Origin of the sequence: Actinoalloteichus fjordicus (assembly GCF_001941625.1) — a bacterium.
Taxonomy (GTDB): Bacteria; Actinomycetota; Actinomycetes; order Mycobacteriales; family Pseudonocardiaceae; genus Actinoalloteichus_A; species Actinoalloteichus_A fjordicus.
In genome coordinates this window covers 4,233,118-4,256,401 of the sequence record NZ_CP016076.1, presented here as the reverse complement: position 1 = coordinate 4,256,401, position 23,284 = coordinate 4,233,118, and the positions used below count along the sequence as shown (strand labels likewise).

Below are 23,284 nucleotides of genomic sequence, written 5' to 3'. Positions count from 1 at the left end.
CAGGCGTCCTTCGACTCCTGCCGGCCCTCGCGGTCCCCGACCTGTCGCTCGTGCCATCCGTGCACCGACTAGTCGTCGCAGACCGGTCGCTGGTTCCGAAACGATCTCGGATTCTGAGTGACCTGAGTCACATCGGTCGACTGTGGACGGCCGAAGTGGATCGCACCGCCGCAGTCGTGCGCCGCCGTCGCGGGGGCAGGCCCGCCGATCGAGGCAAGCGACCTGTCCGGTTCCCTGGCGGCAGAGCGGGCGACGAATCGGGGAATCTCCCACCGAAGGCGTCGTAGGGTGAGGACCGTCCGCAAGATCATGACGCGCGGCGACGGGCCGAACTCGAAGCAGCCGGGCCCGTGGGTGCGCGCCTCCGCAGATCGATCGAGAAGGATGCCGTCATGATTCGTCGCGTCTCGGTTCTGGCCCTCGCGATCCCCCTGGCGGCGAGCTGCGCCGTCGCGGCCCCCGAACTCACCTCCGGGGTGACCGCGTTACCCGAGCAGGCCTGGAGCGCTCCGCCGATCGACGCGACCTTCGACTACCAGATCGGCGGGGACTACCCGCTGCCCGACGGAGTCGACGTCGTGTCCCGGGACTGGTACGCAGGCGAGTCGCCCGACGGCGCCTACGGGATCTGCTACGTCAACGCCTTCCAGACCCAGAGCGACGACGGCGGCCTCGACCGGCCGGATGCACAGTCCAACTGGCCCGCGCACCTGGTGCTCAGCGAACTCGGTGACGACCCGAACTGGGGCGGGGAGTACCTGGTCGACATCTCCACGCCGGAGAAGCAGGCGGATGCGATCGAATACCTGCGACCCATGATTGAGACGTGCGCGACCAAGGGCTTCTCGGCAGTGGAGTACGACAACCTGGACTCCTGGATCAGGTTCGACGGAACACCGCTGGAGGGCCAGGTGCCCTTCGGCGAGGAGGAGGCGGTCGAGTTCGCCACCCTGCTGACCGAGGTCGCCCACTCGCTCGAGCTCGCCTCGGCACAGAAGAACACCGTCGAGCTGCCCGCCGAGGTCTCCCGAGAGCAGATCGGCTTCGACTTCGCCATCGCCGAGTCCTGCGGCCGTTGGCAGGAGTGCCAGGACTACCGCGCGGTCTACGGCGATCACCTGATCGCGATCGAGTACGAGCGCCAGTACTTCGACGCCACCTGTGCCGAGGTGGGGGACTCGGTCTCCGTGGTGCTGCGCAACGTCGCCGTCAGCAGGCCCGGCACGCCCGGTTACCAGTACGACGCCTGCTGATCCGCGTCGGCGGCGGCAGCAGGCCGGTGCCGCCCCACTGTCCGCCGCGTGCTCGGCGGGTCGTCAGACGGCCTGCCGAAATCGGTGCGGCCCGAGGCGATCGGTGCGGACGGCGAGTAAGCCCGAGACCAGGGGAGACCGTCATCGAGCGGGCACCGGCCCGCCCGGGACTCCGGGGTGGGGAACGGCTCGTCGAGCGGGCAGCGGGCTCAGCCACGCCCGCTCGGCGTGTGCGAAGCTGTCGGCGTGTCGTCTCCCCACGTCGCCGCCTCTGCGCCCGAACACCGACCGGCCGTCATCGGGCTGTCGTACCGCGCCTGGGCGCCCGTGTTCGGCGAGCTTCGCGGGGCCGTGCCGAGCCACATACTCGACGTCGAGACACAGCTGGACGGGACGGTCGATGAGCACGGGTGAGAGTGGTGCGGAGCCGGGCAGACCCCGGCCGCGCCCCACCGCCAAGGACGTCGCCGCGGCGGCGAACGTCTCCCGGTCCGCCGTGTCCTTCGCCTTCAACGACCCGGCGCGGATCTCGGTCGCGACCAGGGACCGCATCCTGGCGGCGGCCCGCAGCCTGGACTACGCCCCCAACACCGTTGCGCGGATGCTGCAACGCGGCCGGACCCAGTCGCTCGGGGTGCTGTTCCCCCAGGAGCTGGCGAAGATCATGGAGAACCCGTACCACTCCCGCTTCCTCGTCGGGGTGGGCCAGGTGTGCGATCGGGAGAGCCTCACCGCCCTGCTCGTCCCACCGGTGGCCGACTCGATGCTCAAGGCGATCCCGTACGCCGCCGTCGACGGCTTCATCGTGTGCGGGCTGGAGACCGACCGAGGCGAGGTCGCCGAGCTGCAACGGCGTGGTATCCCGTTCGTCCTGGTCGACAGCGATCCGCCCGAGGGAGTGCCCAGCGTCGACATCGACGATCAGCGCGGCGCCTACGAGGTCGTGGCCCACCTCCTCGCCCTCGGCCATCGCCGGATCGCGATCCTGTCGATGGAGTCCGGCCCCTCGGTGACGAGCCGGGGCTATCACGGCCCGCTCGCCCGCCGCAGGGCAGGCGTCGCCGAGGCACTGGCCGGGGCCGAGTTGACCCTCGACGACGTCGCCGTCCTCGAGGTGCCGTGCACCAGGATGGACGGCTATCGCGCGACCAAGACGTTGATGGCGGGTGACCGGCCCACCGCGATCGTCACGTTCTCCGACGTCCTCGCCATCGGCGCGCTCGACGCCCTGCACGACCTCGGCCTGGCCGTCCCCGGCGAGGTCTCGGTGTCGGGATTCGACGACCTGCCGGAGTCGGCCTGGCTGCGTCCCCGGCTGACGACCGTCAATCAGCCGATCCTGGCCAAGGGGCGGCTGGCCGCGGACTTCCTGGTCTCGGCCGTCCACGGCGAGGACCAGCATCCGCACCAGACGCTGAGCACCGCGCTGATCGTCCGAGAGTCCACGGCCCGGCCGCCCGCGCGGCGCGGCTGAGACGCGGCCTGCCGACCCCGTTGCGGGGCTTCTCGGAGCCTGCCTCTCGATCCCTGCTGTCGGAGTTGCGCGGGGCAGGCGCGGCGATCTGCGGCGTCGCCGGTCACCATGACTCCGCCCTGGCTCCCACCGGTCGCCGTGCAGTTCGTCCACGTCGAGCCCCGCCCACGACGGAGCGGAACCGAAGACAGGCTCTCAGCACTCCCACCACACGGTCGTGTCGGGCGGGAGCAGGAGGTCGTCGCCGTCGACTCCGTAGCGTCCCGAGGCGAGCAGCACGGTGTGCAGACCGGGCAGCCGCACGCTGTGGTCGCCGAGATTGGCCACGACCGTCACCGCCCGGCCGGTGGCGGCGTCCCGGCGGAGCAGCCGTAGGACGTCGGCGGGAGCCGCCGCCCACTCCACCGCCTCGCCCGCGCCGAGGGCGGGGTGTTCGCGGCGTACCCGTAGCGCCTGTCGATACAGCTCCAGGGTCGAATGCGGATCGGTCTCCTGCGCCGCCACGCTCAACTCCGCCCAGCCCGCAGGCTGCGGAAGCCAGGACACCGCCGAGTCCGCCGGGCTGAAGCCGAGCGAGTCGCCCTCGGTGCTCCATGGCAGCGGGACTCGACAGCCGTCGCGGCCCCGATCGGTGTGTCCGGAGCGTTCCCAGGTCGGGTCCTGCAGGGACTCCTCTGGCAGGTCGAGCACCTCGGGAAGGCCGAGTTCCTCGCCCTGGTACACGTAGGCGGAGCCGGGCAGGGCCAGCATGAGCATCGCGGCGGCACGGGCGCGGCGCAGGCCTTCCGGACCGTCGCCGAGCCTGGTCGCGGTCCGCGTCACGTCGTGATTGGCCAGCACCCAGGTCGCCGAGGCGCCCAGCGGTGCCATCGAGGTCAGGGTGTCGTCGATGACCGTCCGCAGGGCCTGCGCCGACCAGCCCGCGAGCAGATAGTGGAAGTTGAAGGCCTGATGCAGTTCGTCGGGCTCCAGATAGCGGGCGGTGCGCTCTGCACTGGGCGTCCACGCCTCGGCGACGGCGATGCGCGGGCCGTCATAGGAGTCCAGCACCTCCCGCCAGCCGCGATAGACCTCGTGCACGCCGTCCTGGTCGAAGAAGGGCAGCGGTGCCGCGCCGAGCAGCCGGACGTGGTCGTCGTGTCCGACGTCGGGCAGGCCGTCGGCCTTGATCAGGCCGTGGGCGACGTCGACCCGGAAGCCGTCCACCCCGAGGTCCAGCCAGAACCGCAGGATGTCCAGGAACTCCTCGCGTACCTCGGGCAGATCCCAGTTGAGGTCGGGCTGTTCCGGCGCGAACAGGTGCAGGTACCAGTCGCCGTCGGGCAGCCGCGTCCACGCCGGTCCGCCGAACACCGACTCCCAGTCGTTCGGCGGTTGCTCGCCGCCCGCGCCTCGGCCGGGCCGGAAGTGATAGCGAGCGCGGGCGGGGGAGTTCGGCGGCGCGGCCAGCGCCTCGACGAACCAACGATGCGCATCGGAGGTGTGGTTGGGGACGATGTCGACGATCACGCGCAGGTCCAGCCGGTGCGCCTCGCGGATCAGCTCCGCCGCGTCGTCGAGCGTGCCCGCCGTCGGATCGACGGCGCGGTAGTCCGCCACGTCGTAGCCGCCGTCGGCCATCGGCGAGGCGTAGAACGGCGTGATCCACAGCGCGTCCACGCCGAGGTCGACCAGATAGGGCAGTCGGGAGCGGATGCCGGGGAGGTCGCCGATGCCGTCGCCGTCGGAGTCGGCGAAGCTGCGGAAGTAGACCTGGTAGACCACGGCGTCGTGCCACCACTGTCGGGTGCCGACCGGGGTGGTGCTGGGCTCGGTCACGGCGAGGTCGTTGGCCATCGGAGTCCTTTCGAGCGGTGGTCTCGCTCCGGAGTCAACCGGCGGGGTGCGGGCGGCGGAAGGCCTCGTGAAACACCTTTTAGTAAATGTTACCCAGCGGCCGGGAGCGGCCGGACCTGCCTGCCCGCACCGGATGTTGCGGCGGTCGGCCGCATCCGGGCGCTGCCGCGCCGCACTGGCCACTGTGCACTCGTCCGGTGTGGACCGCGTCCGCCGACGTGGCACGGCGGCGCCGAAGCGGACCGGTCAGCCCGTCGACTCGACGGGCGGTCCGGCTCGGCGGTCCCGGGCGGGGATCACCGCTCGGGCGGGATCGCAGGCCGGACCCGAGGTGTACACGGGTCTGACGTCGACCGTGTGAGCATGGCCCGACCCGAGGAGGGAGGCGCTCATGGCGATCGTCCGAGCACACGACGGTGAGGACGTCTACTACGAGGTGCACGGTGACGGCCCAGTGGTGCTGCTGGGCAGCGCCGACCCCCGGCCGCCGGACCATCCACTGCGCGAGGAGGTCCTGAGATCCTGCCGCACGCTGATCGACGGGCTCGCCGATCGATACCGCGTCGTGGTGATGAGCTATCCGGGCAGACCCAAACCGCAGACGCTCACGCCGGACAACGTGACCGAGGATCTGCTGACGATCGCCGATGCCGTCGACGCCGAGGAATTCGCCTGGTGGGGCTATTCCTGGGGCGGCGTCGCAGGCCTGCAGCTCGCCGTGCGGACCGACCGGCTGACCGCCCTGGCGATGACCGGATTCCCGCCGCTGGGCGGACCCTATGCGGCGATGCTGCGCTATGCCGGTCTGCTGGCGGAGGTCGACGTCGACGCAATGGGTGCGCCGATCCCGCCCGCCGCCCGTGAGCAGCTGCCCCAGTTCGTCACCTATTACGAGGCCTTGCAGGGCTTCGACGATCGGGCGGCGCAGCCGATCCTCACCTGTCCCCGGATGTGTTTCGTCGGCGGGGCGGACGAGATCACCGCGGGCAGCGAACCCATCGCGCATCTCGGGACGACCGTCGCCGAGCGGCGAGAGGAACTGATCGACTTCGGCTGGGAGGTCGAGGTCATCGCCGGACTGGACCACTTCGGCGCCGCCGAGCCCGAGGTCGTCCTACCGCGTCTCGGCGCGTTCCTCGATCGTCACCTGCTCGGGGCGACCTCGCCTCGGTGACGCTGCTGCTCCGGCCGCCCGAGCTCCCGGCGGTCTCCTGGCGGAGCGGCAGGCTCGGGCCCCGGCGCGGCCGAATCGCGGGCGGAGCGGCACGGGGCGACCCGGGAGACGAACGCTCACGGCCCGGAGGCAGTGTCGATCACCTCGTCCAGGACCTCGCGGGAGCGGACGAGCTCGTCGATCGTGCGGGTGATCCGGTCGCGCTCGACGGTGAGCTGGTCGACCAGGAACGGGGTGGCCGTCTCGGCGGGTCCGCCGTCGGCGTCCCGGATGCAGGGCAGGATATGGACGATCTTCGCGCTGCACAACCCGGCGGCGAAGAGCTCCTGGATGCGGATGACCCGATCCACCGAGTCGGCGGGGTAGATCCGGTGGCCGCCCGTCGTGCGCTCGGCCGCCAGCAGACCCTGCTTCTCGTAGTAGCGCAGGGAGCGCTCGCTCACGGCCGTCCGTCGGGCCAGTTCACCGATGCGCATCGGGCCTCCGCCTTCCCACCGAATCGAATCTGACCTCGGACTTGAATCTGACATCAATGTCAAGTTCTACCGTACCGGCATGACGACCTCGCCTCTGCTCCGATCGTATTCCTCGGCGTCGCTGCGACTGCCCAATCGCCTGGTCATGGCGCCGATGACGCGACACCGCGCCGCCGAGGACGGCACCCCGCTGCCGATCGTCGCCGAGCACTACGCCCAGCGTGCAGGCGCCGGGCTCATCGTCACCGAGGGGATCTGGCCGAGCAGCCGAGGCCAGAGCGAGTGGCGGCTGCCAGGTCTGGAGACCGCCGAGCACGTTCGGGGCTGGCGCGGCGTCACGGACGCCGTCCATGCGGCGGGCGGGCGGATCTTCGCGCAGCTGATGCACGGCGGACGCAAGGGCCATCCGCTGGCCCGCCTGACCGGAGACCTGCCTGCGGGTCCGTCGGCGGTGGCCGCGCCGGGGCCGGTGCACGTCCGCGACGGGAGGAAGGCCGCCGCGATCGTGCCGCGAGCGATGACCACGGACGAGATCCGCCAGGCCGTGGCGGACCACGTCCAGGCGGCGCGCAACGCGATGGACGCGGGCTTCGACGGCATCGAGCTGCACGGCGCCAACAGCTACCTGATCCACCAGTTCCTCGCCGACAACACCAATCTCCGGGCGGACGAGTACGGGCGCGGCTCGATCGCCGACCGCATCCGATTCCCGGTGGAGGTCGTCAGTGCGGTCGCCTCGGCCGTCGGCGCGCACCGCACCGGCTTGCGGCTCTCGCCGGGGAATCCGCAGTTCGGCATGAGCGAGGCCGACCCGGCACCGGTCTACCGGGCGCTGCTGAGCGAGGTGGACCTGCTCGGGCTGGCGTATCTGCATCTGACCGACGACGAGCGTTATCCGGCGTTGGCCGACCTGCGGCCTCGCTGGCACGGCACCCTCGTCGCCAACGTCGGCGAGAACGGCGACCCGACGACCAGGGAGCGCGGCGAGGCCGTCCTGGCCGCCGGACTGGCCGACCTGGTCTCCTACGGCCGGGCGTTCATCGCCAATCCGGACCTGCCGGAACGCTTCGCGCGCGACGCTGCGCTCAACGCGGTCGACGAGACCACTCTGCACACCCACGACGCCGTCGGCTACACCGACTACCCGACGCTCGCGGCCGCCGAGGTGCACTGACGACGTGCGGTTCACACAGTCGGCGAGCGATTCCGCCCGCTCCGGGCGAGGCAGAGCGCGCGATGCCGCCGACGCCGAGGTTCTCCCGGCGTCGGCGGCATGATCGCCCCGCGGTCCCTAGCGCGCCGGAGCGGTGTCGGTCGGCCGGGACTCCTGCGCGGCCCGTTCCGCGTCGCCCGGCTCGTCGGGAATGTCCTCCCGGAGACCGATGCGGTCGTGCAGACGACGCAACGGGCCGGGTGCCCACCAGTTCGCCCCGCCCGCCAGGCGCATGAAGGCCGGAACCAGGACGCCCCGGATGAGGGTCGCGTCCACGATGACGGCCAGCGCCATGCCGATGCCCAACTGCTGGAGGAAGGTGATCTCGCTGGTGGCGTAGACGGCGAAGGAGACCGCCAGCAGTGCGGCGGCGGCGGTGACCAGCGGTGCGGAACGGGCGATGCCGCGCGGCACCGACCCGTTGAGGTCGCCGGTCCGGTCGTAGTCCTCCTTGATCCTGGCGAGCAGGAAGACCTCGTAGTCCATCGACAGGCCGTACGCGATGCAGAACATCAGCAGCACGATGCTCGGTTCGATCGAGCCGGTGGTGGTGAAGCCGAGCAGCCCGGACAGGGCGCCCTCCTGGAAGCCCCACACCAGCACGCCGAACATGACCGACAGCGACAGCAGGTTCAACACCGAGGCCTTGAGCGGCGCGATCACGCTGCCCGTCATCAGGAAGAGCACGACGAAGGTGACGACGAGGATGAGCGCCAGGACCAGCGGCAGCCGTTCCACGACCCCGTCGCGGTAGTCGGTCAGCTCGGCGGGGTAGCCGCCGACCTGGACGTCGAACGGCGCCTCGGTGGATCGCACGTCGGCGACCAGCCCGATCGGGTCGTCCGCCAGCCGCTCGCCGGTGGGCAGCACCGCCAGCCAGGTGCCGGTGCCGTCGCTGAAGCGCTCGGCGCCGTCGGGCCCCGGCTCGCCGATGCGGTCGCCCTCGGCGAAGCTGCCCGCGGCGGAGTCGACGCGCAGCACGCCGGGGATCTCGGAGAGCGTGGCGGCGTAGGCGGGCAGCGCCTGCTCGTCGGCGTTCGCCGCGACGACCTGGACGGCGTCGGCATCCTCGGTCGCGAAGTCCGTGCGGATCGTGTCGTACATGGTCCGGACGGGCTGGTCGGCCGACATGATCCGGTCGTCGGGCGAGCCGAAGTTGATGCCGAGCGCGGGTGCGCCCAACGCGAGCAGGACCACCAGGCCGATGCCGCCCGCGATGACCGGACGACGCATCACCCTGGTCGCGGTGCGGTGCCAGAAGCCCTCTTCCCCGGTGCGTTGCGGGCCCTTGCGGACGACGCGGTGTCCGAGCAGGGCGAGCGCGGCGGGCAGCACGACGACGGCGCCGAGGATCGCCGTGGCGACCACGGCGATGCCCGCATAGGCGAAGGAGGAGAGGAACGGGAAGGGGAACACGAACAGCACGGCCAGCGAGGCCGCGACGGTGAGTCCGCTGAAGATGACGGTGCGGCCTGCGCCTGCTGCGGTGCGGCGCACGGCGACCTCGACGGACCGGCCTGCCGCGAGTTCCTCGCGGAACCGGTAGATGACGAAGAGGCCGTAGTCGACGCCGAGACCGATGCCCAGTACCAGCGCGATGTTGGAGGCGAAGGTCGAGACCTCGGTGAAGTTCGTGACCACCCGCAGGATCCCCAGGGTGCCCACGACGGAGAACAGGCCGATGCCCAGGGTGACCAGGGCCGGGGCGATGCGTCGGTACACGGCCCACAGCAGCAGCGCGACCAGGGGCAGGATGATCATCTCGGCGCGGAGGAAGTCCTCGCGGGCCTGCCCCGCGACCACGCGGAAGATCTCGTCGCCGCCGCCGAGCACGACCTCCGCCGCCGGGCTGTCGACCGACTGCACGACTGTCTCGTCGATCTCGGGCAGGACCTCGCCGCGCACGTGGTCGGCATCGCCGGGCACCCAGGCCAGGACGAGGGCATGCTCGCGGTCCGTGCTCGCGAGGGTCTCCGGCGCGTTCGGACTCCAGTAGGACCAGGCGTCGCCGACGTCGGGGTTCGCGGCGAGCGCCTCGGTGATCCCGCGCCCGATCTCGGCGACCTCGGCGTCGTCGACCGTTCCTTCGGTGGCGTCCACCAGGATCGCCACGTTCGGGCTGCCGGTGCCGAACTGATCGCCGAGTACCTCGCGGGCGGCGACCGACTCCGAGTTCAACGCCTCGTAGCGGTTCAGCGCGAGCGCGTCCATCGTGCCTGCCGCCAGCACCGCGAAGAGCACGAATAACAGCCCGGCGCCTGCGAGCACCCACTTGGGGAAGCGCGTTGTCAATCGACCGACCATGGAAGTTCGGGCTCCCTGTACGATAGGCGAGTAAGTACTCGTGTTTGCGACGGCGCTGAGAATACGAGTAATTGCTCGTGTTGTCTAGTTCGTCCGATGAATCCCGAAACAGGGGGCACTGATGACCGACGATGCGAGGCAGGGAGAGCCCCGTCGACAGGCCAGGGGGCAGCGGCGGATCGAGCAGATCCTGCACGCGTCGGCGACGGTGTTCGCCGAACACGGCTACGAGGGTGCGACCACCAACGCGATCGCCGGGGCGGCCGGGATCTCACCCGGATCGCTCTACCAGTACTTCAAGAACAAGGACGACATCGCGCGGGCGCTGGCCGACCACTACGCCGAGCGGCTCCAGGCGTTCCGGTCCGAGGTGCTCGCCACCGAGTCGGCGGCCGGGGTCACGCTGTCCGCCGCCGTCGAGCGCGTCGTCGGTCCGCTGGTCGCCTTCAACCTCGCGCATCCCGGTTTCAAGTCCCTGTTCGCCAGGACCGACATGCCCGCGCCGCTGCGGGCCGCCGTCGCCCCCGTGCAGCAGGCCATCCACGGTCGGGTCGCCGCGCTCATCGGGGCACTGGTGCCCGGACTGGACCCGGCCGTTCTGAGCCGGACCGTGACCGTCGTCATCCAGATCGTGCGCGGCATGATCCCGCTGATCGCCGAGGCGAGCCCGTCGGAACAGGCGGCCATGACGGCGGAGTTGCAGACCGTGCTCGTGTCCTATCTGGAGACCGCGGGCCGAGCCAGGTGAGCGACGGCCGTCCTCGGGCCGCAGGCTCGGCCGGAACGGGAATGGCGGGGATCCGTCGTCGGGTCGGCTCCGCTCAGGGCCGGTCGTCGCGGTGCTGTGCGATGAGATCGGGCGCGACGTCGGCGATGCGCTGTCGCATCGGCCTGCGACGGACGGCGGCGATGGCCTCGTCGACCAGTGCGCTCAACGGTGCGGAGAGTTCGGCGTCCAGGGCACGGGCCGCCGTCGTGGTCGCCTGCCATTCCGTCCGGAGCCGGGGCAGCAGTCGTTCCGCCTTGGGCGTCAGTCCGACGATGCGTGTCCTGGCGTCGGAGCCGGGCGTCAACACGACCAGTCCGTCCTCGGCCATCTGCGCGACGGTCTGGCTGGCCGCCGAATGCGTGACGCCCACGGCGGCGGCGAGATCGCGAATGGAACTCCCGCCCGAGGCGGCGACGGCCCAGACGATCGGGGTGTATCGCGGGCGGAAGTCGGCCAGTCCGAGATCGGCGTACACCGCCGCCACGTCACCCTCCATCAGCTCCAGCAGGTGGCGCAGCCGCGTGCCGAGCAACTCGGGTCCGGTGGTGTCGGTGCCTTCCGTCATGCGGCTAATGTAACAGCACTAATGTATTGGCGCAGGCTGGAGGAACCGAGCATGACCGAGCACTCCCCGCCCATCGAGCCCTACGACGAGGGGCTGCTGGACGTCGGCGACGGCAACCACCTCGCCTGGGCGGTCGGCGGCAACCCGGACGGCAAGCCGCTCCTGATCGTGCACGGCGGTCCGGGATCGGGCCGCAGCCGGGGACTGAGCCGGTACTGCGATCCGGCACGCTATCGGGTCGTGCTGTTCGACCAGCGGGGATGCGGACAGAGCACTCCGCACGCGAGTGACCCGGCCACCGACATGAGCGTCAACACCACCGACCACCTGGTGGCCGACATGGAGCGGCTTCGCGAGCACCTCGGCATCGATCGATGGCTGCTCTTCGGCGGCTCCTGGGGATCGACCCTGATCCTCGCCTACGCCGAACGTCATCCGAGCCGGGTGTCCGAGATCGTCATCACCGGCGTCACCACGACGCGACGATCGGAGATCGACTGGCTGTACCGAGGCGTCGGGAGGCTGTTCCCCCAGGAGTGGGAACGGTTCCGCGACGGCGTTCCCGAGGCCGCCCGAGGTGGCGGGGTCCCCGAGCTGCTCGCGGCCTATGCCCGCCTGACGGCTGATCCGGACCCGACGGTGCGGTCCCGCGCGGCGCACGACTGGATCACGTGGGAGGACACCGTCATCTCGCGAGAGCCCAACGGCACCCCCAACGCCTACAGCAACCGAGCTTCGGACGACCTGCTCGCCTTCGTCCGGATCTGTGCGCACTACTTCTCCCACGGAGCCTGGCTGGCCGAGGGGGTGCTCCTGCGCGAGGCAGGGCGACTGGCAGGCATCCCCGGCGTGTTGATCCACGGCAGGCATGACCTCGGGTCGCCCCTGGACACCGCGTGGGAACTCGCCCGCAACTGGCCGGACGCCGAGTTGATCGTCGTCGAGGACTCCGGACACACCGGCAGCGCCACGATGCGCACGGACCTCCACCGCGCACTGGACCGGTTCGCGGCGCGCGAGTCGTGACCGGGCCGCATCGCGTCCGGACCGCCTGACGAGTTGGCCGGGCCTGCCGCGATCGGCCGTGCGGCCGTGGCGAGGGCCTGCCGGTCCCTGCCGGGGACGCCGCGTCGCGTCGCCGAGTTGCGTTGCGGGGGACAGCGGGGGCGACCGGTCGCGGCGCCAAGTGGCGGCGGGTCGCGGGGATCACAGTGGACGCCGAGTGTCGGGCTGGTCGTGGGGGGCGGCGGGCTTCGGCGTCGATCGGGGACACGGTCGCGCCGACGCCCCGTCGGTTGCGCAACGGCTGGGATCGCGGCACCGAGCCTCCGGCGGCCCGGCAGGATGTCGACGGGGCGATGCGGCCCGACGCGTTCTCAGCCGAGACGACGGAACTCGGTGACGATCGCATGGTCCTTTCGCGGCCCGGTCACCGTCCACCTCTGCCGCCAGCGGTCCTCGTCCACGACGTGGTAGCAGCCCTGGTAGTCGTCGTCGCGGCACGGGTGTCGAGTACTCCAGCGGCCGTCTCGCAGATCCACCTCGTGGAAGAACCCGCCGTGGTCGAAGTGGACCTCGGCCCGGCCTGGACCGGTGAGGCGGTAGTCCAGCCGTCGACTGACCGGGCCTCGGTACGTGGCGAGCACCAGTTCGCCCTGTTCGGTGTAGCCGAGCCGATCATCGTGGTCCAGGACCTCGGCGATGCCGGTCACGCTGCCCAGCCGAGAGCCCGTGACGTCGAGGATCTCCCGCTCCAGCCGCCACCGGCCGAGGAGATAGGCAGGCAGGTCGGCCACCGGAAGCGCCTGTCCCACCGCCGTCATGACCGCCGCCTTCTTCCGTCTGGGCGACCCCGCGCTGCCGTCCGGCGGCACGGCGGCAGTCCACCGAGTTCGCTCCACCGAGCGTATTCTCTCCTCCCGCCGGGGCGGTGTGCTGGTGCGGCCGGCTGTGGCTCGGCGCCGGGCGGGCGGCTCCCCGTCCCGAGGAGCCAGGGGCAGCCGACCGGCCTGCCTGCCTCGGTCCGGCGAAGTCGGTCGTCTGGTCGCCTGGACCGGCACCGCCCGGCGCGTGGTCGGCGCGGGCGGTGCCGGTGCTGAGTCCGAATCGTGGCGAACGAGCACCACGAGTCCTCGAACTCCCAGGACCTGCGTTGCCCCGCGGGGCGCCGCCTGTGCTGTCGGCGAGCGAACGATCAGCCGGTGAACCGCACGTCACTGCAGATGTAGTACGACTGGTCCATGTGGCTGGCCTGCCAGATCGTGTAGACGATGTGGCGCCCGGTGCGACCCGGCGCGCTGACGTCGAAGGTGATGTCCGTGGCGGGCGGGTAGGAACCGGTCTCCTCGACCAGCTCCAGATCGCCCCAGCCGAGGCTCTCGGTCAGCGGGTCGAAGCCCTGCCTGGTGACGTAGACCTGGAAGTAGTCGGCGCCGTGGGAGGCCTGGTCGTACAGGTGCACCGAGAAGTCGTTGGAGATGTCGGCGGCTGCCCAGTCGCCCACGGCGTCCATCGAGTTGTACCGCCCGCCCTCGGCGCGGCCGCCGCTGCAGAGCTGCCCGTCCGGGATGGCCGCCTGGTGATTGCCGCCGACGTTCTCCCGGTAGAGGCCGTTCCAGTTCCACATCGCGTTCGGATTGTCCTGCCAGGCCTGCCAGCACATCGGGTCTTCGGTGGCCATGTCGGGGTTGAGGTGGTCGGTACCCCAGCGGTCGTGACAGCCGAAGTTCCGCGACGGCGGGTCGATCACCGAACCGTGGGCCGAGGAGGTCCCGGTGAACACGCCCGCAAGCAGCAGCAGTACTGCCGATGCGATGGCGACCGCCCGAGCGGCCAGCGGATTTCGGGCACGCGTGAGAGAAGACATCCCGTTCTCCATGTCTCGTGGAGGATTAACCTTGATACCGCGCACCCGGTACGACGGTAACCGCCCGGAATCGTCGATCGCATCCCCCGGACAGCGCATTCGGCGAGCAGGTCTCGCCGACGATCGGCCGAATCCGGCGCTGGAGCGGCCACCCGGCCCTTGCGGCAGCCGGCCAACCGGCCTCGGTCGGCGGCGCGGCGGCCCGCTGGGACCGTGTGGACCATGACGGACGACATCGCCGCCGGCTGCCGCTACGGCCGGGCGCCCGCGCTGGTCGGAGGTGCACGTGCAGTCGAACAGCGGCAGCGCGCGAGGGCGGGACACCAGGGGCGAGGCCGAGGCCCGGTTGCCGGCTGCGTCGTCGTCACACCGCTGCGCCCGGTGACCCCTGAACGGGCTGTTGCGACTGGTTCACGGGGACGCCTCTGTCGAAGTCTCCTAGCGTGAGGTGGGTGACCTCGGAGAGAAGCGCCCGTCTGTTGACCGATGCCTTCGACCGGATCCGCGATCTGGTCGCGGAGAACGTAGCCGGGCTGAGCGCCGATCAGCTCTCGGCTCGGCTGGACAGTGAATCGAACTCGATCTCCTGGCTGTTGTGGCACCTGACGCGCGTGCAGGACGACCACGTGGCGGAACTCGCGGGCGTCGAACAGGTCTGGACGGACGAGGGCTGGTTCGACCGGTTCGGCCTGCCGTTCGGCCCGACGGACACCGGATACGGACAGACCGGACGAGAGGTCGGGGTCGTCTGCGTCGATTCGCCGGATCTGTTGACCGGGTACCACGACGCGGTCCATGCGATGACCACGCGGTACCTGGCAGGCCTTGCCGATGAGGACTTCGACCGGATCGTCGATGACACCTGGGACCCGCCGGTGACGCTGTGCACCAGGCTGGTGAGCGTGGTGGCCGACGATCTGCAACATGCCGGCCAGGCCTCCTTCCTTCGCGGTGTGCTGGAACGGCAGGCCGAGGAGACCGGCGAGGACGCCTGACAGCCGCCCCACCCGGCGTCGTGGATCGGGCGGATGCCGGAGACGCCCTCGGCGGAGCAGCCGCAGAAGGCTGCGGGCGATTCGGCGCCCCCGATTCGGGGACGCGGCCGCGCCGACGTGCCTGGGACGGTGTGGTAGCGGACGGTAGTCGACGGACCGGTGCCGGGCCTGCCTGGAGGCGGACGGGAACGTGGTCTGCGAAGGCATGCCGTCGATCCTGTCCGGCACGGGTCGTGCGTGGTAGTGGCAAGTGTCATGACTTCTTCATGACAGCTGTCATCAATCCGTCTGACAGGTGTCATGAACATCGACGACCAGGCCGGGCGAATCCGGAATCGTCGCTACGCTCAGTTCATGATCCGAGCTGCGCGCCTCGACACGTCCCCTGGCATCGACGCTCGACCGGGCACGCCGTCGTGGCGGCGGCAGGGCCCCTGAGTCGGTCCTCGACGATGCCCGAGCCCTGCGCCGGATCATGGTGGGCGAGCATCCGAGCCGGCGCGGTGGCTCACTCGGCGGGCGGGCGATGCACGCCGTCGGACACCGCCGGACTCCTCCTGCCTGCCTGCGGAGCCGGTGTCTCGGGGCGGTTCGGCGGCGAACAGCCTGAGAGCCTGTTTTTGATCCCCACTTTCCAGTTGCGCGGGGCAGACAGCGGCGATCTGCGGCGTTGTCGTCAGTCGACATGACTCCGTCATGTCTTTTTCCTCCGCCTGGCAGCTCAGCCACGCTGATCCCCGCTCACGACTCCAGGGGGATCAAGAACAGGCTCTGAGATACGGGCGGCCTGCCACGGGATCGGGCCGCGCATCGCCGCCCGATCGAGCGGCCACGTCGCGGGCAGGTGATCGCGTAGGCACGTTTGCCCTCGGCGGCAGGCGGAAACCCAACAGGCACGGGGAGGGCCGCACCCGGCTCGGTCCACCGGTCCGGCGTCGGGACGAGGCGGCAGCTCGTTCGATGAGGAGAGGAGGCGAGGTCGATGGCGGTATCGGTGCCGGTGTCCATCTCCACATCCGCAGGCACCCTGGCAGGCGATCTGACCGTCGGAGAGGGCGCGCAGGGGATCGTCGTGTTCGCCCACGGTTCAGGCAGCTCGCGGCACAGTCCGCGTAATCGTGCGGTGGCCGGCGTGCTGCACGATCGGCGGCTGGCCACCCTGCGCCTCGATCTGCTGACGGAGGAGGAGGCACTGCGCGACGAGCGGACCGGCGAGCTGCGCTTCGACATCCCGTTGTTGGCCGAGCGGGTCGCCGACGCGGCGGCCTGGATTCGCGCCGACTCGACGAACAGGCTGCCCCTCGGGCTCTTCGGTGCGAGCACGGGAGCGGCTGCGGCGCTGGTGGCTGCCGCCGGGCTCTCCGAGGTCCGGGCCGTGGTGTCCAGGGGCGGCCGTCCCGACCTCGCAGGCCTGGCGGCCTTGCGCGAGGTGCGCGCCCCCACGTTGCTGATCGTCGGCGGTCGCGACGAACAGGTGCTCACGCTCAACCGGCAGGCCTCGGCGGAACTCTCCGCCCCCCATCGCATCGAGGTCGTCGCCGACGCCGGTCATCTGTTCGAGGAGGACGGCGCCATGGACGAGGTGGCGCGGTTGGCGGCCGACTGGTTCCGCAGGCACCTGGCGGGCTGAGGCTGATCGCGGTCACCGCCGTCGAACGGGTGCCTGCGGCTCGCCTCACGGGCCCGATACGGCGTCGATCAGTCCGCTGCCGAGCCCGACTCGGGGCGTCGGTCCGAGCCGAGACGGCGGAGCGCCTGATCCGGTCCTGGACTCCGCCGAGACGCCGGGACCGAAGAGGGCGGGCCGATCCTGACGAACTCCGCAGGTCGAGTGTTTCAGCGCCTCGGACCCGCCGCGCCGTGAGCGCCGACGTGCGTGCGGGAGATCGCCGTCCACCTCGGACCAGACGGACGTGCCCCGCGTCAATCCGACCAGGAACCGGGTCCTTCCACCACAGACGTCCGGACCGGCAGGCACTCCGCGCCGGACGACTGCGGCAACCGCGACCGGCCTCGACGGCGAGGCGGCGCGGCGAGGAAGACGGCGGCTGCCTCCTCCCGACTCAGGGGCGTCTGTCCCGGCGCGGCTCGACCGACTCCGGGCGCCGTCTGGAACGGGCCCGGAGTCCACCGAGCCGAGCGAGGAGATGCGGACCGCATCAGGTGCGGGCTGACACCCGTCGTCGGTCAGGTCATGTCGTCGCGGAGGTCCCCGTCCAGGCACAGGAGTCGCTCGTGATCGCGATACTGCGCTCCGTCCACGTGCTTCGGGAGACGATCCTCGACTCGATCGTGTCATCCGAGTACGGGAGGAAGCGCTGCCAGTGCAACTGCCCGCTCTCGGTGTCGACGGCGTAGAGGACGTCACCGCCGGGCGAGGCCGCCTGGGCGAACCGCTCCCAGCCGTCCGCCATCCAGGTGCCCTGGTCGGTCCACTGCTCCGTCGCCGCGTCGTACTGGTAGCGGTACAGCGTTCCGTCCGACTCGCGTGCGTAGAGCACGCCCGGCCCGGCGGCGGTGATCAGGTCGAACCGGCTCCAGTCGGCGTCGATCGATTGCTGCCGCAGTTCGCGGGTCTCGTCATCGAGGGTCGCGCGGTACAGCTGATTGTTTCCGCGAATGAAGTAGAAGTCGCCGGTCGAGTCGACGGTGATTCGATTTCGCCAGGCCGTGCTGGTGTAGCCGCCCAAGGTGGTCTGGAAATCGCGCGAAAAACCGCCGTCCTCCCACTGTTCCCAACCGGAGTCGCCGCGCCGGTACATCTGCAGTAGTCCGTCGCTCTTGATCTCGTAGAGCAGGCCCGCCGGGCCGGCGAGCATTCGGCCGTCGACGCTGTTTCCGATCGCCCCCACGGCGACATTCCAACGAGTCGCGCCGCCGATCGGGTCGCTGTGCGCACTGTGGTAGACGTCGCCGTTCGGATCAGCGGTGTAGAACCGTGCGAACGTGTGGCACTCCAGGATCGGCTCCTCCTCCGTGGCGGGCGACGCTGCCAGGGCAGGCAGCCCTGCCAGCAGGGACATCGCCAGAATGCCGACGGCCAGCACCGACATTCTCGAACTGCGACGTTCTCGCACGTGATCTCCTTCTGCCTGGTCCGCCGCCCCGGTGCCGGGCTGCTGCACGGGGGCGGGGCGGCGGACGGTTTCGGTTCGCAATGATCGAATCCTACGGAGTAGGGGCGACATTCTTCATCCGGTTTGTTTCTTTCGAAGTCGCTGGGGGAGTCGGATATCCATTCCCTCGCCAGCCCTTCGGTCTCGCGGTCGAGAGCGCGGTGGAAGTCGCGCTCATCGGTCCTCCCGGATTGTCGGCGGCGGACTTCTCGCGGCCCGTAACCACCGCGATGGCAGCTCGCCGCACGTATTCAGAGAGAGCCGGGCCGCGGCGCTGTCAAGCGAATAGAACGCTATTTATGAAAGCAAAGTTCTATAGGCGCGGGGATCGGTCCGGCCCGTAGCGTCGCGCGGGTCGAGCCGGACGGGGCGGGAGATCACGGTGACGCGGTCATCGGTTCTCGGCCCGCTCCGGAGGAATCCAGGACAGGGGAGTATGCGTGCGGATCGTGGTGACCGGTGCGACCGGGACCGTCGGCAGGCGGGTTGTCGCGAGGCTGTTGGCGGCAGGCGTCGAGGTGCGGGCGGTGACCAGGCAGCCCGAGGCGGCGGCGCTGCCCGCAGGCGTCGAGGTCGTGGCGGGCGACCTGGAACGACCGGAGACCTTGGATCAGGTGTTCGTCGGCGCCGACCGGGTGTACCTGTTCCCGGCTGCGGCTCCGGTGGCGGACGAGGTGGTGCAGCGGATTCGGCTGGCGGGGGTGCGGCGGATCGTCGTGCTCTCCGGCACGACCGCCGACGACCCCGATGAGGCGGGCGGCGAGGACTATCGCCTGGTCGAGCGAGCGGTGGAGCGGTCCGGCCTGGAGTGGACCCACGTGCGGCCGGGCATGTTCGCGGGTAACGCCAGGGACTGGGCCGAGTCCATTCGAGCGGAGGGGGTGGTGCGGCTCGTCTACGGCGACGTGGCACAGGCACCGGTTCATGAGGACGACATCGCCGAGGTCGCCGTGGCGGCCCTGCTCACCGACGGCCACGTCGGCGCGAGGTACCCGCTGTCCGGACCGGAGTCGTTGACCAAATTCGAGCAGGTGCAGGCCATCGGCAGGGCTCTCGGCCGGGAGCTGACGGTGGAGGAGCTGACCCCGGAGCAGTGGCGGGAGGCGATGGCCGAGGAACTGCCCGAGGAGGTGACCGAGTGGCTGCTCGATCTCTGGGCCAAGCGGGTGGGCAGGCCCGAGCCGGTGCTGTCGACCGTCGAGCAGGTCACCGGCAGACCCGCCCGCACCCTCGAAGAGTGGGCGATCGACCACGCGGAGGACTTCCGATGAGCGATGCCGTCGTGGAAGACGACCGGTTCGTCACCGCCGGAGACGTCGAGCTGTGGACTCGCAGCTCGGGCGATCCGGCGCACCCCACCATCCTGTTGATCGCGGGGGACTGCCAGTCGGGCCTGGAATGGCCGGACGAGTTCGTCGAGCTGTTGACCTCGGCGGGGCTGCGGGTTCTGCGGTATGACCACCGGGACACCGGACTGTCCACCGTCCGCGACTTCGCCGAGCATCCCTACGACTTCGACGACCTGGCCTCCGATGCCGTCGCTGTTCTCGACGGCTGGGGCGTCGATGCCGCCTACGTCGTCGGCTTCGGCATGGGGGCTGTCCTCGGGCAGTTGCTCGCCGTGGACCACCGACGTCGACTGGCCGGGATGACGCTCGTCGGCGCCTTCTCGCTGGGGGTCGACTTCTTCGGCAACTGGGATCGGGCCTTGACGGGCGAGCCCACCCTGGACGGACTGCCCACACCGCATCGCTGGTTCGTCGAGTCGGTGCTCGATCCGCAGCCCGGCGCGCCGGGCCGGGCTGCGGAACTGGACGGGATCGTCGACCACTGGAAGGCCTTGGCGGGTACGGAGCTGCCGTTCGACGAGGTCGCGTTTCGTCGTGCGCAGGCCAGAGTGCTCGATCACGTCGGGCCGACTCGGCCGCCGGAGGTGCACCCGCACGGCTTGATCGAGCAGCCGCTCACCGAACGGGGCGCGGAACTGGCGGGGATCACCACGCCCACGCTGGTGATCCAGGGGCCGCTGGACCCGATCAGCCCGCCGCCGCACGGCAGGCACCTGGCGGAGGTGATCCCCGATGCGCGGTTCGCGGAGATCCCCGGCATGGGCCATGCGCTGCCCGCGGCGGTGCATCAGCCGTTGGCGAGCGCGATCATCGCGCATGTCGTCGATCGAACGAATCGATCGGTCGGAGCGGAACCGGGGTCGACACGGTGACACGGTGACACGACAGGGCACTTTGGATACCTCGCTCGGGTGACGGGACGGGCCGCAGACGGGTGTTCGCCGCCGGGCGGCGCACGCCTGCGGCACTCCGGCGGCGAACGCGGGCCGCCTGATGGCACGACATCGCCGCGCGTCCGCGTCGTCGCACACGGCCGCCCGCCGCGCGGCATGTCCCGTTCCTCGACGCGTCGGCTCGTCCGATTCGGACCGGTGAACCGGGGCGGAGTCGGGTCCGAGGCCGGGACGGATTCAGGCCCCCGGGGAAGCGGCGCGCAAGTCGGGTCGATGCGGCGAGTCGCCCGTGCGGAAGGCGGCGGACGCGGCCTACGCAGGAAATGTCGATGAGTCACGAGCGGCCGATCGGAAAAATCGTTGAACAGCGGCCGAGTAATCATTTTCAGGTTCACGGATTTCGGTCCGTGCCGACGTTGGCCCGGACCGCCCGGAGCGGTTGTCGGGCCGGTCGACGGGGCACGGCTGCACTGTGTCGCACTCGTACGCAGCTGGCTCGGGCTGCGGGCCGTCGGCCCCAGACATACCGCCGCCGACAGCCATCGGGGCAGATCAGGTCAGCCGTGATGTCCCGGACCTCGCGATCCGCCTGCCGAGGGGGCCGCCGGGAGCGACCGAATACGGCGGATGGCGGGCGGGGCGTCCAGCCGGGCCCGGCGCGGGCGCGAGCCCGGCGCAATCGTCCCGGCTGGACGCTCCACTGCGGGCCTGCGATTGCGGTCTCGATGAGGTCGGATCGGTCGTCGACAATATCGAAGAACCTCGCTGTTCTCGAATCGAAATTCGCGACAAGGGAAAAAGCTGGAATCAATTCGCGGAATGAACGACCGGTCGTCGCGGGCCCGTTCGACGGGGGCGGTTCGCCGACCGCGCCAAGGGCTGTCGTGCTCTGGCCGAGGTCGCGGGTGAACGGTGTAGAACGGGATCGACAGGGTCGTCACCGTCGATGCGGCGCCTCGCGCGGTATTGCGGTCACGTCGTGACGATCACTGTTGCTCTACGGTGCGGGGCGGTCGCGAACCTATGACCGATCGGGTGATCCCTGAACGCTTCCCACTACCGATAGCATCTACTCGAACACTTTCGGTGATGATCCGGTGGGGAGGGAATCATGTCCCAGGGGGCCCGTGGGGAGCGTCGGCAGACCCGTCATGGGGACGTCGGCGGGCAGTCGGTTCGGGGCATTGGAGGCGGGGCGGATGACGATCGACGTTTTCCGGGGCTCCGTCTTCCGCGCCGTCGGCCGGCGAACGATGGGCGCTTGAGGGCCTCGGCGTCTCGGCTGTTCGTCGGACTCGCGGCGACGGCAAGGGGGAATCGGCGGGGACGATCGCGCCCCGAGGGAGGAACGCCAGCCGTCGACGATGACGGCTCCTTCGGCTTGGCCGTCGGCTCCGGCCACCGCAGCCGACGGCGCGCGGCGGGGGCGTTGCCGGTTCGCGACGGATCGAGGCATCACGCCGTTCGACGTGACTGACGAGTTCGGGTACTCGTCAGCCGATCAGCCTGCTTCGCTGCGCCGGGTGCCTGCCTGACCGGACCTTCCCGACAGGCACGGCTATCCGCGCCCGTTGGAGTCGGCGAAGTCCATGGTGCAGTGCGACCTGCTGCACGTGATCGCGTCTCACACTGTTGTCGGACGCGAGGAACGCCGCTGCTCCGGATCCTGTCTGGCCGCCCGCCGGTCCGCCGTCCGAGTGATCCGACGGCCGCCGGCCGGTGAATACTGTCTGAATATCAAGGATTGAGATTGTGAGTACTGCATAGGGGTCTCCCCGGAATAGAGTCTTGCGCGCCAACGGTGGGAAGTGCACTGTCGTTACTGCGCTCCCGAATCGAGTCCAGCGTGGGTCTCGGCTCGCTGGCGATTCCCGTGTCGCGTTCGCACCAGTTGTGCTCACAATCGTCCTGGCAGGCGCCGGCCTGGCCGGGTTTCTCCGGTGGCTCGAAGTGGATGGACAATGCCATGAATATTCGTCCCTACGTCGGAAGACAGGCCTCGAAGACCAGTAGAGAAACGGCCGCAGAGGCGGCCCCTCCGCGGCCTTTTCTTTGCTATGTCACGTATCCGATGCTGCTCCTCGCAATGGTGCTCACCGGTGCGGCGGCGCTGCATAACGGGTGGGATTTCGGCCTGGTCAACTTCGGTTTCCTGGTCGGCACGATCGCTGTGCTCGCGTTGCTGGAGCGGCTGATCCCGTACGAGGTGGACTGGCATCCCAGCCGCAGCGAATGGGCGTGGTACGGCGTCTACCTGGTGCTCACCATGCTGGGTGCAGGCCTCGCGCAGCTCCCCGTCGCCGCCATCGTCGGTGCCGTCGCGGTTCCAGAGTCGAGCCTGCCGATCTGGTTGGAGATTCCGTTCGCGCTGCTCCTGGGCTCGTTGGTGAGCTACTGGGTGCACCGCATCTCCCACAACCACCCATGGCTGTGGCGCCTGCACGGCGTGCACCACGTCCCTGACAAGGTCAACGTCGCCAACAACGGCGTGAACCACGTCGTGGACATCGCGCTGACCCAGGGCCTGGTACAACTAGGGCTCGCACTCGTGGGATTCTCCCATCCGGCGGTGTTCCTGGTCGGTCTGTTCATCGTCGCCCAGGGCTATTTCGTGCATGCCAACATCGACGTTCGAATCGGCTGGCTGAATCACGTGGTGGCCAGCCCCGAGCAACACCGGCTGCATCACAGCATCGATCTGGATGAGGCAGGCCACTTCAGTTCCGACGTGTCGGTCTGGGACCGGGTGTTCGGCAGCTTCACCTGGTATCCCGGTCGAGTGCCGGTCGCGGTCGGCCTGCACGATCCGGATTCCTTCCCCAAGACGTCCTCGCTGATCGCCACCCTGCTGCATCCCTGGCGGAAGCAGCGGGAATCCGCCGCCGAAGGCAGTGCCGCAGACGCGGCCACCGCATCGGCTGAATCTCCAAAGAAGACCGACTCGGCCTGAGCGGCCGACCCGTTGGTCCCTGTTTCGTGACGCAGTGCCTCGATCGAAGGA

Annotated in this window: 19 protein-coding genes; 12 read left to right on the top strand and 7 right to left on the bottom strand. The window is 70.1% G+C overall.

From position 1 onward, the window contains the following. The first annotated feature begins 392 nt into the window (after window positions 1–392). The 3 genes from UA74_RS18140 (at window position 393) to UA74_RS18130 (ending at window position 2,727) form a co-directional block, all read left to right on the top strand. Entirely contained in the window at window positions 393–1,253 is an 861-nt protein-coding gene (locus tag UA74_RS18140; protein ID WP_075743945.1) for an endo alpha-1,4 polygalactosaminidase, read from the top strand. Window positions 1,254–1,499: 246 nt separating this feature from the next. Beyond that, window positions 1,500–1,667, top strand: a complete 168-nt coding sequence (locus UA74_RS32985) for a hypothetical protein (RefSeq protein WP_198042767.1) — start codon at window positions 1,500–1,502, stop codon at window positions 1,665–1,667. After that, window positions 1,654–2,727, top strand: coding sequence for a LacI family DNA-binding transcriptional regulator (locus UA74_RS18130; RefSeq protein WP_075741332.1), 1,074 nt, complete (start codon window positions 1,654–1,656; stop codon window positions 2,725–2,727). Before UA74_RS32985 ends, UA74_RS18130 begins: the two co-directional genes overlap by 14 nt. Window positions 2,728–2,922: 195 nt before the next feature. On the opposite strand, the gene UA74_RS18125 is transcribed toward UA74_RS18130, so the two are convergent. Continuing rightward, complete coding sequence (locus UA74_RS18125; RefSeq protein WP_075741331.1) at window positions 2,923–4,563, bottom strand: glycoside hydrolase family 13 protein; 1,641 nt, start codon at window positions 4,561–4,563, stop codon at window positions 2,923–2,925. Window positions 4,564–4,954: 391 nt separating this feature from the next. On the opposite strand from UA74_RS18125, the gene UA74_RS18120 reads away from it, so the two are divergent. Next, complete coding sequence (locus tag UA74_RS18120; RefSeq protein WP_075741330.1) at window positions 4,955–5,737, top strand: alpha/beta fold hydrolase; 783 nt, start codon at window positions 4,955–4,957, stop codon at window positions 5,735–5,737. A gap of 116 nt (window positions 5,738–5,853) precedes the next feature. On the opposite strand, the gene UA74_RS18115 is transcribed toward UA74_RS18120, so the two are convergent. Beyond that, the gene (locus UA74_RS18115) at window positions 5,854–6,213 is read right to left on the bottom strand and encodes a MerR family transcriptional regulator (RefSeq protein WP_075741329.1); all 360 of its coding nucleotides are present in this window, start codon (window positions 6,211–6,213) and stop codon (window positions 5,854–5,856) included. Between the two features lie 79 nt (window positions 6,214–6,292). Between UA74_RS18115 and UA74_RS18110 the strand changes: the two genes are divergently transcribed. Beyond that, complete coding sequence (locus UA74_RS18110; protein WP_075741328.1) at window positions 6,293–7,387, top strand: alkene reductase; 1,095 nt, start codon at window positions 6,293–6,295, stop codon at window positions 7,385–7,387. 117 nt (window positions 7,388–7,504) lie between these two features. On the opposite strand, the gene UA74_RS18105 is transcribed toward UA74_RS18110, so the two are convergent. Then, entirely contained in the window at window positions 7,505–9,718 is a 2,214-nt protein-coding gene (locus tag UA74_RS18105) for an MMPL family transporter (RefSeq protein ID WP_232237314.1), read from the bottom strand. 133 nt (window positions 9,719–9,851) lie between these two features. On the opposite strand from UA74_RS18105, the gene UA74_RS18100 reads away from it, so the two are divergent. Further along, window positions 9,852–10,478, top strand: a complete 627-nt coding sequence (locus tag UA74_RS18100) for a TetR/AcrR family transcriptional regulator (RefSeq protein ID WP_075741327.1) — start codon at window positions 9,852–9,854, stop codon at window positions 10,476–10,478. Window positions 10,479–10,551: 73 nt separating this feature from the next. Here the strand turns inward: UA74_RS18100 and UA74_RS18095 are convergent, their stop codons facing one another. Then, the gene (locus tag UA74_RS18095; protein ID WP_075764986.1) at window positions 10,552–11,064 is read right to left on the bottom strand and encodes a MarR family winged helix-turn-helix transcriptional regulator; all 513 of its coding nucleotides are present in this window, start codon (window positions 11,062–11,064) and stop codon (window positions 10,552–10,554) included. 51 nt (window positions 11,065–11,115) lie between these two features. On the opposite strand from UA74_RS18095, the gene pip reads away from it, so the two are divergent. Continuing rightward, entirely contained in the window at window positions 11,116–12,090 is a 975-nt protein-coding gene (gene pip, locus UA74_RS18090) for a prolyl aminopeptidase (protein ID WP_075741325.1), read from the top strand. A 350-nt stretch (window positions 12,091–12,440) separates the two neighbouring features. On the opposite strand, the gene UA74_RS18085 is transcribed toward pip, so the two are convergent. Then, window positions 12,441–12,965, bottom strand: coding sequence for a DUF6314 family protein (locus tag UA74_RS18085; RefSeq protein ID WP_232237313.1), 525 nt, complete (start codon window positions 12,963–12,965; stop codon window positions 12,441–12,443). A gap of 293 nt (window positions 12,966–13,258) precedes the next feature. Beyond that, on the bottom strand, window positions 13,259–13,930 hold the full coding sequence (locus UA74_RS18080; RefSeq protein WP_075743943.1) for a lytic polysaccharide monooxygenase auxiliary activity family 9 protein: 672 nt from the start codon (window positions 13,928–13,930) through the stop codon (window positions 13,259–13,261). A 452-nt stretch (window positions 13,931–14,382) separates the two neighbouring features. Here UA74_RS18080 and UA74_RS18075 point away from each other — a divergent pair, with 452 nt between their 5' ends. Together UA74_RS18075 and UA74_RS18070 are read left to right on the top strand one after the other, a co-directional pair. Next, complete coding sequence (locus UA74_RS18075; RefSeq protein ID WP_075741324.1) at window positions 14,383–14,925, top strand: mycothiol transferase; 543 nt, start codon at window positions 14,383–14,385, stop codon at window positions 14,923–14,925. A gap of 982 nt (window positions 14,926–15,907) precedes the next feature. Further along, on the top strand, window positions 15,908–16,555 hold the full coding sequence (locus tag UA74_RS18070; protein WP_075741323.1) for a dienelactone hydrolase family protein: 648 nt from the start codon (window positions 15,908–15,910) through the stop codon (window positions 16,553–16,555). A 562-nt stretch (window positions 16,556–17,117) separates the two neighbouring features. On the opposite strand, the gene UA74_RS18060 is transcribed toward UA74_RS18070, so the two are convergent. After that, window positions 17,118–18,002, bottom strand: coding sequence for a tachylectin-related carbohydrate-binding protein (locus UA74_RS18060; protein WP_198042766.1), 885 nt, complete (start codon window positions 18,000–18,002; stop codon window positions 17,118–17,120). Window positions 18,003–18,481: 479 nt separating this feature from the next. On the opposite strand from UA74_RS18060, the gene UA74_RS18055 reads away from it, so the two are divergent. From UA74_RS18055 to UA74_RS18045, 3 genes are all read left to right on the top strand, one after another. Next, a complete protein-coding gene (locus UA74_RS18055) occupies window positions 18,482–19,312 on the top strand; it encodes an NAD(P)H-binding protein (protein WP_075741320.1) in 831 nt (276 codons plus the stop codon). Then, window positions 19,309–20,262, top strand: a complete 954-nt coding sequence (locus tag UA74_RS18050; RefSeq protein WP_075741319.1) for an alpha/beta fold hydrolase — start codon at window positions 19,309–19,311, stop codon at window positions 20,260–20,262. Before UA74_RS18055 ends, UA74_RS18050 begins: the two co-directional genes overlap by 4 nt. Window positions 20,263–22,129: 1,867 nt before the next feature. Further along, the gene (locus tag UA74_RS18045) at window positions 22,130–23,233 is read left to right on the top strand and encodes a sterol desaturase family protein (RefSeq protein ID WP_198042765.1); all 1,104 of its coding nucleotides are present in this window, start codon (window positions 22,130–22,132) and stop codon (window positions 23,231–23,233) included. Window positions 23,234–23,284: the final 51 nt, after the last annotated feature.